The sequence below is a fragment of the Enterococcus malodoratus ATCC 43197 genome (assembly GCF_000407185.1).
Taxonomy (GTDB): domain Bacteria; phylum Bacillota; class Bacilli; order Lactobacillales; family Enterococcaceae; genus Enterococcus_A; species Enterococcus_A malodoratus.
The window spans coordinates 33,243-49,664 of record NZ_KE136482.1 but is presented as its reverse complement, the minus strand read 5'-3'; the positions used below and the strand labels follow the sequence as shown (position 1 = coordinate 49,664).

Genomic DNA, 16,422 nt, shown 5'->3' with positions numbered 1-16,422 from the left:
AAACAACGCTTTTTTTAATAAAAGACTTTCTTTTTACTTGTGAATCTATTATTTTGGTAGTAGCATGCAAAAAAATTTAGCGGAGGACGCGCATTATGTCTTATCAAGAAATGATCTTTTCTTTCTTAGGCGGATTAGGAATTTTCCTTTTTGGGATCAAATATTTAGGCGACGGCTTGCAAAAAGCTGCCGGAAATCGATTAAGAGAAATTCTAAATCGTTTCACCTCAACGCCATTTCGTGCCGTTTTAGCCGGGATTATCGTTACCGGTTTAATCCAAAGCAGTTCAGGCACAACCGTTTTAGCTGTCGGACTTGTGAGTGCCGGCTTTATGACTTTGAAGCAAGCGATCGGAGTCATCATGGGAGCCAACGTGGGGACGACTGTCACCGCTTTCATTATCGGCTTCAGTTTGAGTGAATACTCCCTGCCGATCATCGGTGCGGGTGCGATCCTGCTCTTCTTTTCCAAACGAACTACTCTGCAATCAATTGGGCAGATCCTTTTCGGATTCGGAGCCCTTTTCTATGGTTTGACATTGATGGGAACGGCGATGGACCCATTAAAAGACCTGCCACAATTCAATCAATTAATGATCAGTGTTTCTCATCACCCGATCCTAGGTGTTGGAATCGGTACATTATTGACGATGGTCTTGCAAAGCTCTAGTGCGACGATCGGGATTCTGCAACAGCTTTATATGCAGGGCAGTGTCACCTTAACCGCTGCTTTACCCATTCTATTTGGGGATAATATCGGTACGACAATCACTGCCATTATCGCTTGTCTAGGCGCAAGTGTTGCCGCTAAGCGTACCGCCGCCTCTCACGTGATCTTTAACTTAGTTGGTGCCATTATTTTCACGTTATTATTAGTACCATTTACAAGGCTCGTCACCTTCTTTGCAAGTTCTCTGGGCTTGAATCCAGCCATGCAGATCGCCTTTGCCCATGGGCTCTTCAATCTTTCCAACTTGGCGATCCAGTTCTGGTTCATTCCGCAGATCGAGATGCTCGTGAAGAAGATCGTTCCTGGCAGCGAGAAGAATCTGAACATCCGCTCAGTCACTTTAAGCGAGCCTATCATCCATACATCTTCTGTTATGGCGATCGAGCAAGCAAAAGGTGAAGTGGTTCAAATGGGAAATTACGTCCTTTCTTCATTGAAGGCCGCACGTAAATACTACAACGACACCAAAGAAGAGTGGCGCGATGACGTTTTACAATATGAGGATGCCATCAATCAATGCGACATTGAATTGACGGAGTATCTCGTAAAAATTTCTGCGACCGAGTTAACACCTTTGGAGAGTCAGGAACAAGCGATGCTGCTAGAGTTCACCAAAGACTTCGAACGCATGGGCGACCATTCGATGAACATCATTCGGTATGTCGAAGAATCCATTGCCCTAGAAGAAAAGCAGCGGGCAAAAGACAAACGGAATAAGACCAAATCAACCAATAATCGGCAAACATTCCTGCTTCATGACGAAGACCTTGAGCTGCTTTTCGATAAAGTCCTAAAAAATATCCGAGATGCGATGCAGGTTTTAGATAATGACGATGTTGAACTCGCTCAGAAAATGTTGGATCGTGAAGAAGAGATCAATCAGCTGGTTGAACTATTGCGGAAGAAATATATCCGCTTAATGACTAAAGGTGAAGGTCGGGCAGCGGATGGCGTGCTGTTGATCGATATCAGTTCTAACCTTGAACGTTCCAGTGATCGTACGCTGCATATCGCGAAATATTTCTTAGGAAATAAATACAACTTTAAATACGATACCTCAAACTTCCATTACAAAGAACCCGCCGCATCACTTGACGACGCAATTGGTGATGCTAGCGAAGCATTAGACTAATAGAAAAGCTGCCTGATCTCTTAATGAGATACAGGCAGCTTTTTTTGCATTAAAAATTTGGGTTTTTCATCAAAAAATCCGCTATCTGCTTAAAAAAAGCACCATTCCCTATAGAGATCCACGGCCTTTACCAGACTGATTATAATCATCTCGCTTACTTTAGAATAAACCAGATGCGAAAAAATCAAATAGAACCGCTCACGACCGATCTCCTCTTGAGCAAAATCACTAATTAGTTATTTTAATCTTTACTAATCCGTGAGTTTTTTTCAAAAAAGAGACTCATAAACCTTATTATTCAAATATTTTACGAAAGATTATTAAAAAAAGTATATCGAAAAACTATTTACAACCTCGTTATTAAAGGTTACTCTTTTAGATATAAATTACAGAAAACGTTTACAACAAATGTTTTTTACTAGTCTGGAGGAAATTGAAGATGGAAGTAGCGAAATTGGGGCAAAGACAATTATTTGGTATGAAAAAGGAGACGCTCTTGAAAAGAGTTCGTCAGTATTTCGAACAAACGCAGCAAGCAGCCGAAGTCGTGGAGTACCTTGTAGCGATCCTATTTCGCCACTCGATCTGTGTGGGCGACTTTTCGCTTCAGCCACTAAGTGCGTTGATTCATCAAATTTTCATGACTGAAACACCAAATGATACTTTGCGCAGACACTGCGTCTACTTTGAAGACTTCTTTTCCAGCGTTGAATGGCAAACTGTCATCCAGCGTTTATTCAGTAATAAAGAAGACTATCAGCAATTAACCAAAGAAGCTCAGCTTTACAACCAGCTGTTAAAGAAAAAGAACCTTGAAACAGCAAATAAATCCGACTTTCAATTCGATCTTGTGTCGATTTTTAAAGACGCTAACGGAAAACGCCACACATGGACGCTGCGTGATACGAAGCAAGTGTGCTCCGTAGAGGAAACCGCTGAAGTATTGGGGATTTTGACAACGCTGACCATTTTCCAAGCCGCCGGTGTCCGCCGCTTTGCTGAATACGTAAAATTCAAAAGCAAAAAAGGCTGTATTGATGCGGAGCATGAAGCGATTCAAGCAGAACTAGAAGCCCCTGCTCAGAACCTGACTATTGAAGAAAAACAGCCTCGCAAAGTAAAAAAGCCGCAAGAACTAGTTCCTACAGCTTCCAACCCTGCTAAAAAGAAAACGACGCAAAAAAATCAGCCTACGAAGTCAGCCAACAGTCCCCGCCTGAGCTATGAAGAAGCCGCTGCGAGGGCAGATGCGCTGTACCCGCTCCCTGGCGAAGAGCCTGTGACGTCTAAAGCAGGAAAAACGCCGTCTAAAAACAGTGCCGCGACACCAGATTACTCGGATACTAACTTTCTGCTCTATGGCAAGACCAAAGAACAAATCGCACAAGATCGAGCAGAGAAAAGCCGGCAGAATAGAATCAATAAATTCTTAAAGGGAAAGAAAAAATAGCAGGTTTCTTGTTTCATCACAAGAAACCTATTCATCGACCCCTTTTGTAAGGCCGTCTAGTACTTCTCGTCAAAGTAACGGTACACTTCATCCCAGCCGTTCAATTTGAGCTCGTAGGTTTCATGGGCATTATGGGGGGCAGCGAAAAGGATGCCTTGGCCACGGAAGGTTTCCAAATGACGCAAATGATCATCGATCAAATAATCAGCAGAAATGATCGATTTATCGCCGCAAAAAACATAATGGCTTTCCGGAATAAAGGCAAAATGCTCCTTGAGCCAAGCATATTTTGCGTTGAACGATGTCGGAAATTCCATTGCGGCAGTCGTAATAAAGATCTCGTGTTTCTCCGCCAATTTTTCTAGCGCTTCTTTTGCGCCGTCAATCAAGGGCAAATCAGAAAAATAGGTGGGATCACTGACCCGTTTGCGAATATTTTCAGTTTCTTCTGGATGCAGCTCACGCAATTTCTTGCCAGCTATCCCTTCTTTGGTGTACGCGGTTCCATTTGACTCATTAAACAGTCGAATCTCTTTAGACATAAAATCCGCGATCACTTCGTCCATATCGACAGCTATTCGTACCATGCCAACACTCCTTCACTATTTTGTCAGAGGACCGACTGCTTCAGCAGACCGCTCTTCTGGAAAAACTCTCTTTGCGAACATTTTCTCCTAATCCGAGTGCTTCGTCAATAAGCGCCGACCGGGATTTTATTCTCAACCTTCATTTATCGCTTATAACCAAATAACATTGAACCTTTCACAATCGTAAGTTTACCACTGCTTTCGTAAGTTTTTTCTCTCTTGTTTCCTTGATATGATGAATACATCAAAGAAAGGGAGTTGGAAAAAAATGGATACATTAACGATTGTTTTGTTGGGTTGGGGACTTTATTCAGTGATTACTTATTTTGAGAAACGCGGGGAACGGATGAAAGCCATTATTGCTACGGTATTAGTCAGTTTGGTTATTATTTTATCGAATGTTTTTGGCAATTTTGCCGGGGCTTCTCAGTTAGGTCTGGCAAAATTATTGCTGACTGTTGGGGCTAGTGTGATCATTCTTTCATTCTTCATTTTTCTGCCAGCCATTTTTAAACCAAAAAAATAAGTTAGGCAAAAGATTCTTTCGAGGATCTTTTACCTAACTTTTTCTTATTCTTCCACCGATACTGGAACGACTTCAAATTTCGTTACGTCTACCAGACCGATATCCGTGATTTTCAAATTGGGAATGACCGCTAACGACATAAAGCCTAACGTCATGATCGGATCAACTTTTTCCGAGACACCTAATGTTTCATGGGCCAAACGATTGATCTCCGCCTCTTGTTCCGCTACGGCTTCGCCTGAAAGGTCGCTCATCAAGCCCGCGATCGGCAAGGCCATACTGCCGATGACTTCTCCTGCCTCAACCAAAACCACGCCGCCTTCTTGTTCCTTTAACGCTTGAACAGCTGCGGCCATGTCCTCATCGTTCGTTCCTGTTACGATCAGATTATGTGAATCATGGGCAATCGATAGGCCGATCGCGCCTTTCTTCAAGCCGTAATCCTTCAATAACCCAACAAACACATTTCCAGTATTGTGATGGCGTTCAACGACGGCGATTTTAGTCACGTCCTGCTGCGAATCAAAGACAAACTGATCGTTGATATCTCGCTGAACAGAAACGATCGCTTCATTGGTCAACGCTTCTTGCGGAATCACTTCGATCGCACGGGCTCTGCTGCTGTTTAAGGTCAGCGTTAATTGCTCTTTACGGAAATTATCGATATGCACGCTGGATTGAACGTTTTCCGTTGAAATTCGTTTGATTGCTGGCAGATAGTTTCCAGCTTCTGCGATTAGTTTTCCGGCGATATAAGTCGCTTCGACTTCTGGCTGTGCCAAATCAGAGAAGATGACTAAATCTGCTCTTAAACCTGGAGCAATCGCGCCACGATCAGTCAATTGACAGCATTGCGCAGCGTTGATCGTCGCCAGTTGGATCGCTCGAATCGGCGAAACGCCCTCCTCGATACAAATTCGAATGCTGTTATCCAAGTGTCCTTTTTCCAGCATCGTTTTTGCCTGCAAGTCATCCGCTGATAACACGCATCGCTGATAGTTATTATCGGTCACACCTTTTAGGAGGGTCCGCAAGTTTTGCGTAACTGAGCCTTCACGTAAAAAGACATACATGCCGCGAGCAATCCGATCCTTTAACTCTTGGACCGTCGAACATTCATGATCATTCGCAATGCCCGCTGCTGCGTACGCGTTCAAGTCTTTTTCAAAGACCATTGGCGAATGCCCATCAATTCGTAGATTCCGCTCTTTGGCGGCTACTAGTTTATCCAGCACCTCATCCTGAGCATTGATCACGCCGGGAAAATTCATAAATTCGGCTAATCCGTCGACCTGATTTTTTTCAAACGATGGAATCATATCTGCTGCTTCTACGACTGCTCCAGCATTCTCCATGTTGGTCGCGGGCACACAAGAAGGCATCATGTAGCGAATGTCCAAGGCTGTTTCCTTGGCCGCCTCCACCATATAATCCAAGCCCTGCAAGCCAAGTACGTTCACGATCTCATGAGGATCAGCCAGCACGGTGGTCGTTCCATGAGGAACTAGCAATCGGCCAAACTCTTCTGGGGTCACATAAGACGATTCCACGTGGATATGGGGATCGATAAATCCTGGAGCAACAAATTTTCCTTTTAGATCGATCGTTTCTTTTCCTTGATAATCTTTACCAACACCAGCAATCTTTCCATCAATGATCGCCACATCGCCTTGCATGATCTCTGCTTGATAAACGTCGACCACCTGCGCATTTTTTAGAACTAAATCAGCCGGAACACGTCCTGCCGCCGCATCGATCAATCGCTTTAATGTCTCTTTTGTCACTTCCTTCGCCCCTTTTTAAATATTTTTTCTATTATAGCAGGGTTGCACCCGCGATTCACTCATAAATTACTCATAATCACTAAAATGATTCTAAAAAGAAAGTTTGTACAAAAAAATAAAGCCGATCTCCAAACATTAGCTTTTTGCTCTAACATTTGAAGACCCGCTCACAGATTTATTTCATATAAAAACAGAATCAGTCTTAACGCTGGTTATCCTTCTGGATGCAGCACCTCATAGCTCTTCTTCAATACTTCATCGGTATAATTCGTCAAGGTTTGATAAACTTCTTCATTCAAGCGTTTGTAGATCGCAACGTTTTCCGGTTTAGGTGTGAAGACATCCTTCACCTTGACCATTTTTTCAACAGCTTCTTCATAACTCTCATAAATGCCCAAGCCAACTGCCGCGTTAATCGCCGCACCAACACTGGCGCTGCCGTTGACTACATTTCGTTTGATCGGCAAATTGAAAATATCCGCAAAAATCTGCATCAATAGATCACTATTTGAGCCGCCGCCAGTCACGATTACTTCATCGATCGGATGACCCATTTCGTCCGTCATGTTTGTGACATTGTTTTTCATTGTATAGGCGATACCTTCTAAAATTGAACGGTATAGATAGCGATAATCGTGATGGGCATTAAAGCCGATCATCACGCCGCGTTTGAAGGGTTCCCATGGATTCGCTAACCAGTCTAATTTTGTCATTAAACCATCGCTTCCGGCGGGAATATTCGCTGCTTGTTCATTCAAATATTCCTCTTCGCTGATGCCTTGATAGTTCGAACGAATACTGATTTTTTCGCCTAAAAGATCCTTGAACCAAGACACTGTCCACATCCCGCGGCGAATGCCATAGCCTTCATAGATATAGCGGTTCGGCATTGATGATAGAATTCCCCAGTAATTAACCGCGTCGCTTGGCGGCATCTCCTTGCCCATCATCATGCTGCAAATATAGGTTCCTAAAGAAACGACTGCACTCGTATTTTGGATCAATCCGGCACCTAACGCTTCCACTGCTTTATCGCTTGTTGTCGCAAAAACTGGCAACCCTGCTGGCAAGCCTGTTTTCTCGCTGGCTTCTTTAGTCACCTCACCTAATTTGTCGCCGGGTTTCACGGCTTCAAACAGCATATCCTCTGGTAGGTTGTATTGCTTCAGCACTTCATCATTGGTTGACCAGTCCCATGTTTCATAATCAACCGGCCATTGACCAAAGTTATTACCAATATTATCTTTGAACTCGCCAGTCAAGCGATGCGTAATATACCCGCTTGTTGATGTTACATATTGAACATCGGGATTATCATGGACATAGGGCGTAGAGGTCCGTTTATCCATCCAGCTGATTACCGGCTGCGCCAATGTGCCGTCTTTTTTCAATAGTACGCGGCAGCAGCGAATAAATCCTAATCCGATGCCGACAATATTTTCTTTTCGTACGCCGAATTCATCCATCGCTTTATTCGCTGCGACACATAACGCATCCCACAGGTCATCGCCCGGATGTTCAACAACGACATCTTCGCCTAAGTGCATCGGACGCAACGCTTCTTTGCCCTCACCTACGATATTTCCTTCCAAATCGAAAATGACGATCTTCGTGCTTTGACTCCCGCCATCAATCCCAACAATATATTTTTTCTCCATACGGCTCTCCTTCAATTGAAATTTTTCTTCTATTATAATAGATCCTTACATCGGTCCTTTTCGCGAACCCTAAAAAGTACAAAAAGACTGAGAAGAAAGGTTCTCAGTCTTTTGGATAGACTATCGTACTAAGAATCCGCCATCGACTGCTAGAATGTGGCCATTAACGAAATGTGAAGCCTCAGAAGCTAAGAATGCAGTCGCACCCATCAAGTCAGCAACGTCACCCCAACGTCCTTCTGGTGTGTGGTCCACGATCCATTTGCTGCGTTCAGGATCTTCAATCGAAGCCTTCGCCGCATGGGTTTGGAAATAGCCCGGTGCGATACCGTTTACTTGGATATTGTATTGCGCTAATTCGTCACAATACGCTTTGGTTAAGCCAGCTAAACCATGTTTAGAGGCTGCATAAGCGGGTGCCCATTGTCCGCCTAAGAAAGAGAACATTGAACAGATGTTGATGATTTTTCCGCTCTTTTGTGGAATCATAACTTTTGCTGCTTCATGACTCATATCAAAGGCTGCCGTTAAATTGATATTGATCGTTGGGTCCCATTTATCGCGGCCGTAGCTTACTACGTCGTCACATGGGCAAATCCCAGCACAGTTTACTAAAATATCAACGGAGCCAAATTCAGCGACACATTTTTCAATTACTTCTTGGCAGACACCGTCTTTCGTAATATCGGCTTCCATATATGCTGTTTTCGCGCCGCGTTCTGCTAGAACCGCGTTAAATTCTGGATCATCCGGCATGATTGATGGCATAAAGATATTTGCGCCAGCTTCAGCTAATGCCAATGAGAATGCTTGTCCTAATCCAGTGTTTCCGCCTGTTACGATCGCGTTTTTTCCTTTGATGTGAAACATGTCCATCTTAAAGTCTTTGATTTCCATTTTTTTACCTTCTTTTCCTTTTATTTTGTTTTTTCACCCGCTTGGGGTTATCCCTTAAGTTTGGTACTCAGTTTCCTTGCAAATTCGGCCGCATCGCCATGAACGACGAGACTGGCTAAATAATTCATCGGTGCCCCAAGATCGGTATTCACCGAAATAATTTCCTTCACATTTTTTAACCCTTCGATATGCTGCGTCGAGCCGTAAATACCTAACGCTATATAGAGATCCGGACTGACTGTTTTACCCGATTGCCCCACCTGAATTTCTCGTGGCGCCTTTTTCCGATCCACGAGCTGCTTTGATGCCGCTACGACACCCGTCAGCTCATCTGCCAAATCCTGCAATTGATCGATCGGTTGCGTAAATCCGCCGCCTGCCGAAACAATCACATCCGCCTCGCGAATATCCACAGTGCTTTCTGCGCTCTCAACCACCTCTAACACCTCGATTGATGACGCTTTCAAATCGGTCGGGATAAAATCAATCACTTCTGGTTCTTTGGTCAAGTCCGCCGTCTGAAAAACATTCGGATGCACACTTGCCATGATCGGTGTCGATTCACACACGATACTTGCCATGATATTGCCTGAAAAAGCCGGTCGAATCATTTTTTTTCCGCGCTTATCAACTTGGATATCCGTAATATCAGCCACTAATCCTACCTCAAGCCGCATTGCCAAGCGAGGAGCCACCATTCGCCCAAATTCCGTCGCTAGAATGATGATGCTGTCAAACTGATACTTCCTATGAACCTGTTCAATGATATCGGTCGTTAGTCGACTGTCCTTTGGCTGGATCGTCGGTGCATTGACCTGGATCACTGCATCCAGTCCCTTTACTTTTTCAGGCAAATTGATTCCTAATCCATAAACACACGTTTCTTCTTCACCAGCTAGGCGATTCACTACATCAACCAAAGCCAATGAATAGTCGACCTGATCGTTATCTATCAGAATGAGTCCTTTAAACATTATAAGTACCCCTTTTCCTTTAGAAAATGAACGACTTCTTCAATACCCTCGTCGTCGACTTTTACCACTTTATGCGCCACTTGCTCTCTTTTAACAACCACATTTTTTCTCACCTTAGTTGGTGAACCCTTGCCGCCAATTTTTTCTGCCGGCAACTTCAACGTTTCGTTGCTCACCAGTGAAAATTGGTCATCCACATTTCTCCCGATATTTTCATATCTTACAAATCCTAAACGCAAATTCATTTGATGCGTCACACTCAACACACTCGGATTTTGAATTTTCAAGCGATACGTTTTTTCCTCCTGCAAGGCTTCCACGATCGAAAATTCTTCCGTTGCTTCTTTGATGGCCACGATATTAGAAAATTGGTTGATCCCCATGATTTCTGCAATCTGCGGACCAACATGCCCCGTTCCGCCATCTAACGTATGTGTGCCGGTGAGCAATAGATCATAGTCCTTTGAAGCCAAATAACTAGAGATGATCCGGCTCGTTACCAGTGAATCACTGCCGGCGAACTGACGATCACTGATCAAAACCGCCTGATCGGCACCTAATCGTACAAAGTCCTTCATCGGTTCTTCCAGCTTCATGGGTCCCATAGTAACGACCTCTACGTAAATAGCAGGGTCCTTTTTTTTCTGCATCATCGCAAAAGCCAAGGCATTCTTATCATCTGGATTTAGAATAAGCCGGGACATATCTCGGTCGATTTTATCCGTCTCGTAATCGTAGACAAACTTTTCCGTATCCGGTACAAATTTGACTAAACAAATGATTTTCATGATTCCCCTCCTATCTCGCAAATTCCATTCTCATTCAAGGGCGAAGACTCGCCCTCGAATGAATCCTGTTTTATTTTTGATACTTCAAGCCTTCTTGAACGGGATAAATATTTCCGAAACTCATGACACCCTTCGGATCGAAAACTTCTTTCAGGCTTTCTAACATATAGTACGCAGATTGATGCTCTTCTTTTGTCCATTCGTTACGATACTTGCCGATACCGTGATGGTGACACATTGAGCCGCCTAATTTCAGCGTTTCTTCTACGATGATCGCTTGGATCGGATGGTGATAGATCTTCATTTCATCTTCTGGTTCACAGTTGATGTCATAGTTATAAACGAAGTACATGTTTGTACCGTTTAGATAGCTGTGTGAAGAATGTCCGCCCAGCATCGTCAAATCATCAGCACGCGGGAACTCGTTGCGAATTCTGTCGATTACGTTGTTGTAAATCTTAGTGATTGTTTCCCAATCCGCTGATACTTCGGTAGTGTAGCCATCATGTTTGTCGTTATCGATCATGCCCTGAACTTCATCATCAATCGTTTGTTGTGTCCAGTTCAATTGGTTGAACCAGTTTTCGATCAATTGAGAATCCACTTGCTTCACGATACCGTCTTTGAATTTCTCAACCGCTTCTTCGATTCCCTTACCAGTCGCTTCAACAATACCTTCTGGGCCTTCAGCCATGAAAATCAAGACGCATTTGTCTTCGTAGAAATGATAGAAGTGCTGACGCGCATCTTCCGGCGAGTACGTCCGAGCAACAGATGGACGATATCCGTTGACCATCACTTCGCGAAGGACCTTCACTCCATCTTCTACATCGTTCACTAGGTAGCCGTAGAATTTATTGTTGTCTGGATAATGTTTAAAGATTTTCACTGTTACTTCCGTGATATAGCACAACGTTCCTTCATTTCCGATAACGATGTGGCGAATGTCTGGGCCGCCAGCACGACGAGAAATATTTTTGATACGCGAGATATGCCCATTCGGGAAGACACATTCAAGCCCTACGACCATATCTTCGATTCCGCCGTATAAGGTAGAAAATTGTCCGATTGAGCGTGTTGCCACTAATCCGCCGTATTGCGCGATTGGTTTTGATTGCGGCGAATGTCCGGTAGTGTAGCCGATTTTTCTTAATTCATCTTCTAATGCTTGCAACGGCACACCTGCTTGAACAGTCGCTTGCATGTTATAAGGATCGATCTTCAAAATTTTGTTCATATGCGATCCATCGATCACTAATGCTAGATCTTTCCAGTTTTCCAAGCCGCCTTCTGTTGCAGTTTGTCCACTGCGGGGAATGACGTTGATATCATTTTCGTTGCAATACATCAAAAGCTCTTTCACTTCTTCTGGATTATTAGGATAAACGACTGCAGTCGGCAGCGGATTGTCTAATACTCCTTTTGCTTTCATGTATTTACGATAGCGGTCAGAGGACGCATCATACAATGTTTCGCGATCCGTAACGACCTGCTCTTCAGAAACGATGTTCTTTACGTCTTTAATGATTGCTTCTTTCACCAATGTTTCAGAATTCATTCAATTAGCTCCATTCATCTTTTTTTCGAAAGCGCTTTTCCTGAGTTCAGTATAAAGTGCTGAAATTCATTTTACATTAAAATTTAATTAGATTTTCTACTTTTTTTCAACTTTATTGAACTGTTTGGAAAATTTTCCACTTTTTATTTGCTTTTTTGTCTTTTGCTATGCTATTCTTGATGTATCATAAAGGAGGCACCGCAATGAAGATTCAATTGGATCGGTTAAATGATCTGGAAATAGAGATTCATCGCTGTTTGATGACGGCCAGCCAAGACCAGCCGCAGATGACAATCACCGAAGCCGCGAAACTAGCAGACGTTTCTCCTTCAAAGATCTCTAAGCTGGTTAAAAAAATGGGCTTCTCAGGCTATAAGGAATATTCGCGCTTCTTAGCCGGGAAGGAATTAGTCAAACAAAAAAAATTAAATAGTGAATTTGCCCGTATTCAAGACTTCATGGAAAACTTCGATGCATCCTCCGTTGATTATCTGGCCGATTTGATCCAGCAATCAGAAAAAATCTTATTGTTTGGGTACGGCCCAACAAACTTCTGTATGGAATATTTTGAATATAAGCTGAACTTCACCTTGAACAAAAATGTCATTCGTGTAAGTCAGCCTTCCTTGATTCCTGATTTGTTGACGGATGACTCGCTGCTGCTGATTTTTTCCGTCGCGGGAAAATTCGCGAATTTCGATCCTTTATTCGAAGAAGCCAAAAAACACCATGCCAAATCATTATTGGTCATGGAGGAAATGAATACCGACTTGTCCCTCGATGCCAGTGAGATCATCTTCTTAACCAAGTCTCACCAAGAGGAACACTTGAAATCCCACGAAAAGACCCGAACGATCTTGTTGATGTACATCGAAGAAGTCATCCGCAAGCTGACAAAAAATGACCCTCGCGAATAATTCGCGAAGGTCATTTTTTTGTGATTCATTTGCTGGTCGCTGCTTGTTCTCAGCAAGCGACTTTCACGTTGAACAGACCCGCTTATTTCATGATCCAATCAAACAGCCAGTCCATCATCATAGCGATAAAGGCGCACAAAACGGCCCCTACGATAATGATTGGTCCGCCATCCGTGATCGCGATCCCGCGTAAGATCACATCCCCGACCCCGCCGGCTCCCACAAATGAGCCGATCGTTGTGATCCCGACAGAAATCACCAAAGCATTTCGAACGCCGGCTAAAATCACCGGCATCGCCAACGGAATCTTGATCATATATAAAATTTGATAACGATTCATGCCGATTCCTTTGGCACTATCCACGTACATCGGGTCCACATTGACTAAGCCAACATAGGTGTTTTTCACGATCGGCAGCAGCGAATACAAGACAACGGTAGCCACGACCGTATTCTGCCCTAGCCCCATCAAAATCAAAAGAACGGTCAACATCGCAATCGAGGGAATGGTTTGGATCACATTGATGATCCCGATCACGATATCCGAAAGCTTTGGCCGCTCCGATAAAAGAATCCCTAAAGGAAAACCGATCAAGAAGGTCAACACGACACCAATCACCGAGATATACACATGAACTCCGAATTGTGTGATCAGGTAAGAAGAGTTTTCACTTAGGTATTGAACAAGATTATCAAACATCAGCTTCCCTCCTCAAAAAAGTTATGCTTCTCTAAAAAACGGCGCGCAATAATCTTTGGCTCCAGCAGCTCATTATCTGATTCGTAATTCAAACGCTGCATGGTTTCCGTATCAATCGTATTTTGCAGTTTCAATAAGATCGGCTTTAGCTCGGGGTATTTTTTCAGCGTCTCTCCCGAAACAACGACACTGGCAGTATACGGCGGGAAGAATTTTAAATCGTCTTCCAGCATGACCAAATCATAACTGCCGACCCGGCCATCGGTTGAATAGCCTAGGATCACATCCAGCTCCTCAGCGACCAAGGCATCATACAGCAGCCCGACCTGCATTGGATAGACTCGCTGAAACTTGGTTTTATACGCTTCAGTGTAGCCCTTATAGCCGTCGCCTTCCCGCTTGTACCACGTTTGATCCGAACCCAAACGCATTTTTCCCGCACATTTCTGCAGATCGCTAACCTTTTTCAAATCATATTTTTTGGCCGTTTCCTGTGTCACCATAAAGGTAAATTGGTTCGAAAAACCATAGCTAGGGAACCAATCAAAACCAAACCGTTTATCAAACTCCCGCTGAACGATTTTTAAGGCCTTATCCGGATCTTTTTCCGTCGGCAGTCCTAGCGTACCGATCAAATCGGTTCCGGTATAACGAGTCGGAGCAATATCCAAATCGCCGCGAACCATCGCTTCATGCATCAAATTCGCCGAACCTAAATTATTCAGATAGACAATGTTTTTATCCGTCGAATGCTGGAGCAGTTCGACTACGAGATTTCCCAAGATCTGCGATTCCGAAGTGACTCCTCCGGCTACCGTGATCGTATCGTCTTTGGCGGTAAAATTCCGCACAATAAAGCTGCCGAACAACAGGATCATCGCCGCTAAAAGTACATTTCGCTTTTTCATCGACTCACCCTCGATCCATCGTTAATTTTTGTTCAGAGCGTTTCAAAAGCGCGTCAGAAATCAACGCCAGCAGCGTAATTGGGATCGTCCCCATCAGCACCAGGTCCATCCGATAAAGGTTCAATCCATTGAAAATATAGTCGCCCAAACCGCCGGCACCGATATAAGCGGCCAAAGTCGTCCAAGAGATAACATAGACCGTCGATACCCGAATGCCCGCCATGATAACGCCCATTGCTAAAGGCAATTCGATTTGCAATAAACGCTGCATTTGCGACATTCCCATACCCTTTGCGGCATCCAAATAGGTCGCATCCACCGATTTGATACCGACATAAGTGTTGCGCAAAATTGGCAATAATGAGTATAAGAACAAGGCGATGACCGCTGGAATCTTACCGATCCCGAAAAAAGGAATCATGATGGAAAGCAGCGCCAGCGAAGGAATCGTTTGAAACACACCGACCACTTTGATGACTGTCTCAGACCCTTTTTTCACACGGGTCAGCCACGCGCCTAAAGGAACCGCCACTAGAATTCCTAAAAAAATCGCTAAAAAGGATAAATAAAAATGTTCCCAAAATTTTAATACTATTTCACTTCCGTATTCGGACCAAAAACTCATGTCATCACCTCCTATTGCAACTGTTCCTGTACAAGCGACACCAAGGACGATCGGGTCACGATCCCGACAAGATGGTCCTCATCATCCACTACCGGCAAATATTTAAAGGTATGGTTGATTAGCGGCTCGATCACATCGGCCACACGGTCATTTTGATTAACGCTGGCCGTATCTTTTCCCATGACCTCGAAAACCGACGAAGCCGGCTTTAGTTTAGAAATATTTCGTTCAATAAAGTTGATATCGACAAAGCCTTTTAAGCAGCGCTGATCGTCCACCACTAGCAGCGTGTCCACCTTCTTTTCGGACATTTGACGAATCGCATCGGTGATCGACTTGCTGATCGAAATAGCCTCGACCCGCTTCACCATCAAATCGGCCACGGTCATTTCATTGTTGTAATAACTGTTGCGCTTGCGCTTCCCAATCAATTCTTCCACGAAATCATTCGCCGGATGTTCAAGGATCGTTTCAACCTCGTCATATTGAACGAGTTCACCATGATCCATGATGATGATTTTATCAGCCAGCTTGATCGCCTCATCCATATCATGAGTCACAAAAACAATCGTCTTTTTCATTTCCTGCTGCAGACCTTTGATCATCTCCTGCAAGGCATCCCGCGTAATTGGATCTAAGGCGCCAAAGGGTTCATCCATTAAAATAATATCTTGGCTGGCGGCTAATGCGCGGATTACTCCGATCCGCTGCTGCTGTCCGCCGGAAAGATTTTTCGGTTTGCGTTCCAAAAATTCTAACGGCAAATCTACCCGTTGAATCAAGCGCTCCGCAATTCCCGCCTTCTTTTCTTCGCTCCATTTCAAAAGCTTCGGAACGATCATAATATTATCCCGAATGGTCATATGAGGAAATAAGCCGATGTTCTGAATCACATAGCCGATTTTTCGCCGCAGCTCGTCTTCGTTCAATTTGGTGACATCTTGCCCATTGATCTTAATAATCCCCTTTGAGGGTTCGATCATTCGATTGATCATCCGCACCAGCGTGGTTTTCCCGCTCCCGCTGGTACCGATGACACAAATAAATTGATTATCTTCAATCGTCAAATCAAATGGGTGGACTGCGATTGCCTCTTCGCCATACCTTTTCTCTACCTGTTCAAACTCGATCATAAAATGATTCCTCCATCCATTATGTAATACGTCGCGGCAAAAAAGCTTGCCGCAA

Annotated in this window: 15 protein-coding genes; 4 read left to right on the top strand and 11 right to left on the bottom strand. The window is 43.9% G+C overall.

What is annotated here, in order from left to right:
- Positions 1–95: 95 nt before the first annotated feature.
- Both I585_RS10070 and I585_RS10065 read left to right on the top strand, forming a co-directional pair.
- A complete protein-coding gene (locus tag I585_RS10070) occupies positions 96–1,862 on the top strand; it encodes a Na/Pi cotransporter family protein (RefSeq protein WP_010741660.1) in 1,767 nt (588 codons plus the stop codon).
- Positions 1,863–2,301: 439 nt separating this feature from the next.
- The gene (locus tag I585_RS10065; protein WP_010741659.1) at positions 2,302–3,312 is read left to right on the top strand and encodes a hypothetical protein; all 1,011 of its coding nucleotides are present in this window, start codon (positions 2,302–2,304) and stop codon (positions 3,310–3,312) included.
- A gap of 56 nt (positions 3,313–3,368) precedes the next feature.
- Here the strand turns inward: I585_RS10065 and I585_RS10060 are convergent, their stop codons facing one another.
- On the bottom strand, positions 3,369–3,899 hold the full coding sequence (locus tag I585_RS10060; protein WP_010741658.1) for a 5' nucleotidase, NT5C type: 531 nt from the start codon (positions 3,897–3,899) through the stop codon (positions 3,369–3,371).
- Between the two features lie 268 nt (positions 3,900–4,167).
- Between I585_RS10060 and I585_RS10055 the strand changes: the two genes are divergently transcribed.
- Entirely contained in the window at positions 4,168–4,425 is a 258-nt protein-coding gene (locus I585_RS10055; RefSeq protein ID WP_010741657.1) for a hypothetical protein, read from the top strand.
- A gap of 44 nt (positions 4,426–4,469) precedes the next feature.
- Here I585_RS10055 and ade read toward each other — a convergent pair whose 3' ends face one another.
- The 6 genes from ade to I585_RS10025 form a co-directional block, all read right to left on the bottom strand.
- On the bottom strand, positions 4,470–6,209 hold the full coding sequence (gene ade / locus I585_RS10050; protein ID WP_010741656.1) for an adenine deaminase: 1,740 nt from the start codon (positions 6,207–6,209) through the stop codon (positions 4,470–4,472).
- A 212-nt stretch (positions 6,210–6,421) separates the two neighbouring features.
- A complete protein-coding gene (locus tag I585_RS10045; protein WP_010741655.1) occupies positions 6,422–7,867 on the bottom strand; it encodes an FGGY-family carbohydrate kinase in 1,446 nt (481 codons plus the stop codon).
- 120 nt (positions 7,868–7,987) lie between these two features.
- Positions 7,988–8,764, bottom strand: a complete 777-nt coding sequence (locus I585_RS10040; RefSeq protein ID WP_010741654.1) for an SDR family oxidoreductase — start codon at positions 8,762–8,764, stop codon at positions 7,988–7,990.
- A 47-nt stretch (positions 8,765–8,811) separates the two neighbouring features.
- A complete protein-coding gene (locus I585_RS10035; protein ID WP_010741653.1) occupies positions 8,812–9,738 on the bottom strand; it encodes an electron transfer flavoprotein subunit alpha/FixB family protein in 927 nt (308 codons plus the stop codon).
- The gene (locus tag I585_RS10030) at positions 9,738–10,526 is read right to left on the bottom strand and encodes an electron transfer flavoprotein subunit beta/FixA family protein (RefSeq protein ID WP_010741652.1); all 789 of its coding nucleotides are present in this window, start codon (positions 10,524–10,526) and stop codon (positions 9,738–9,740) included. Before I585_RS10030 ends, I585_RS10035 begins: the two co-directional genes overlap by 1 nt.
- Before the next feature lie 70 nt (positions 10,527–10,596).
- Positions 10,597–12,084, bottom strand: coding sequence for an FAD-binding oxidoreductase (locus I585_RS10025; protein ID WP_010741651.1), 1,488 nt, complete (start codon positions 12,082–12,084; stop codon positions 10,597–10,599).
- Between the two features lie 203 nt (positions 12,085–12,287).
- On the opposite strand from I585_RS10025, the gene I585_RS10020 reads away from it, so the two are divergent.
- Positions 12,288–13,001 carry a MurR/RpiR family transcriptional regulator gene (locus I585_RS10020; RefSeq protein WP_010741650.1) on the top strand — a complete coding sequence of 238 codons (714 nt, stop codon included), beginning with the start codon at positions 12,288–12,290 and terminating at the stop codon, positions 12,999–13,001.
- 82 nt (positions 13,002–13,083) lie between these two features.
- Here the strand turns inward: I585_RS10020 and I585_RS10015 are convergent, their stop codons facing one another.
- From I585_RS10015 to I585_RS10000, 4 genes are read right to left on the bottom strand one after another with little or no spacing between them, the layout of a single operon-like run.
- On the bottom strand, positions 13,084–13,701 hold the full coding sequence (locus I585_RS10015) for an ABC transporter permease (RefSeq protein ID WP_010741649.1): 618 nt from the start codon (positions 13,699–13,701) through the stop codon (positions 13,084–13,086).
- The gene (locus I585_RS10010; RefSeq protein ID WP_010741648.1) at positions 13,701–14,609 is read right to left on the bottom strand and encodes an osmoprotectant ABC transporter substrate-binding protein; all 909 of its coding nucleotides are present in this window, start codon (positions 14,607–14,609) and stop codon (positions 13,701–13,703) included. Before I585_RS10010 ends, I585_RS10015 begins: the two co-directional genes overlap by 1 nt.
- 4 nt (positions 14,610–14,613) lie before the next feature.
- Positions 14,614–15,234, bottom strand: coding sequence for an ABC transporter permease (locus tag I585_RS10005; protein WP_010741647.1), 621 nt, complete (start codon positions 15,232–15,234; stop codon positions 14,614–14,616).
- Positions 15,235–15,245: 11 nt separating this feature from the next.
- On the bottom strand, positions 15,246–16,367 hold the full coding sequence (locus I585_RS10000; RefSeq protein ID WP_010741646.1) for an ABC transporter ATP-binding protein: 1,122 nt from the start codon (positions 16,365–16,367) through the stop codon (positions 15,246–15,248).
- Positions 16,368–16,422 lie beyond the last annotated feature (55 nt).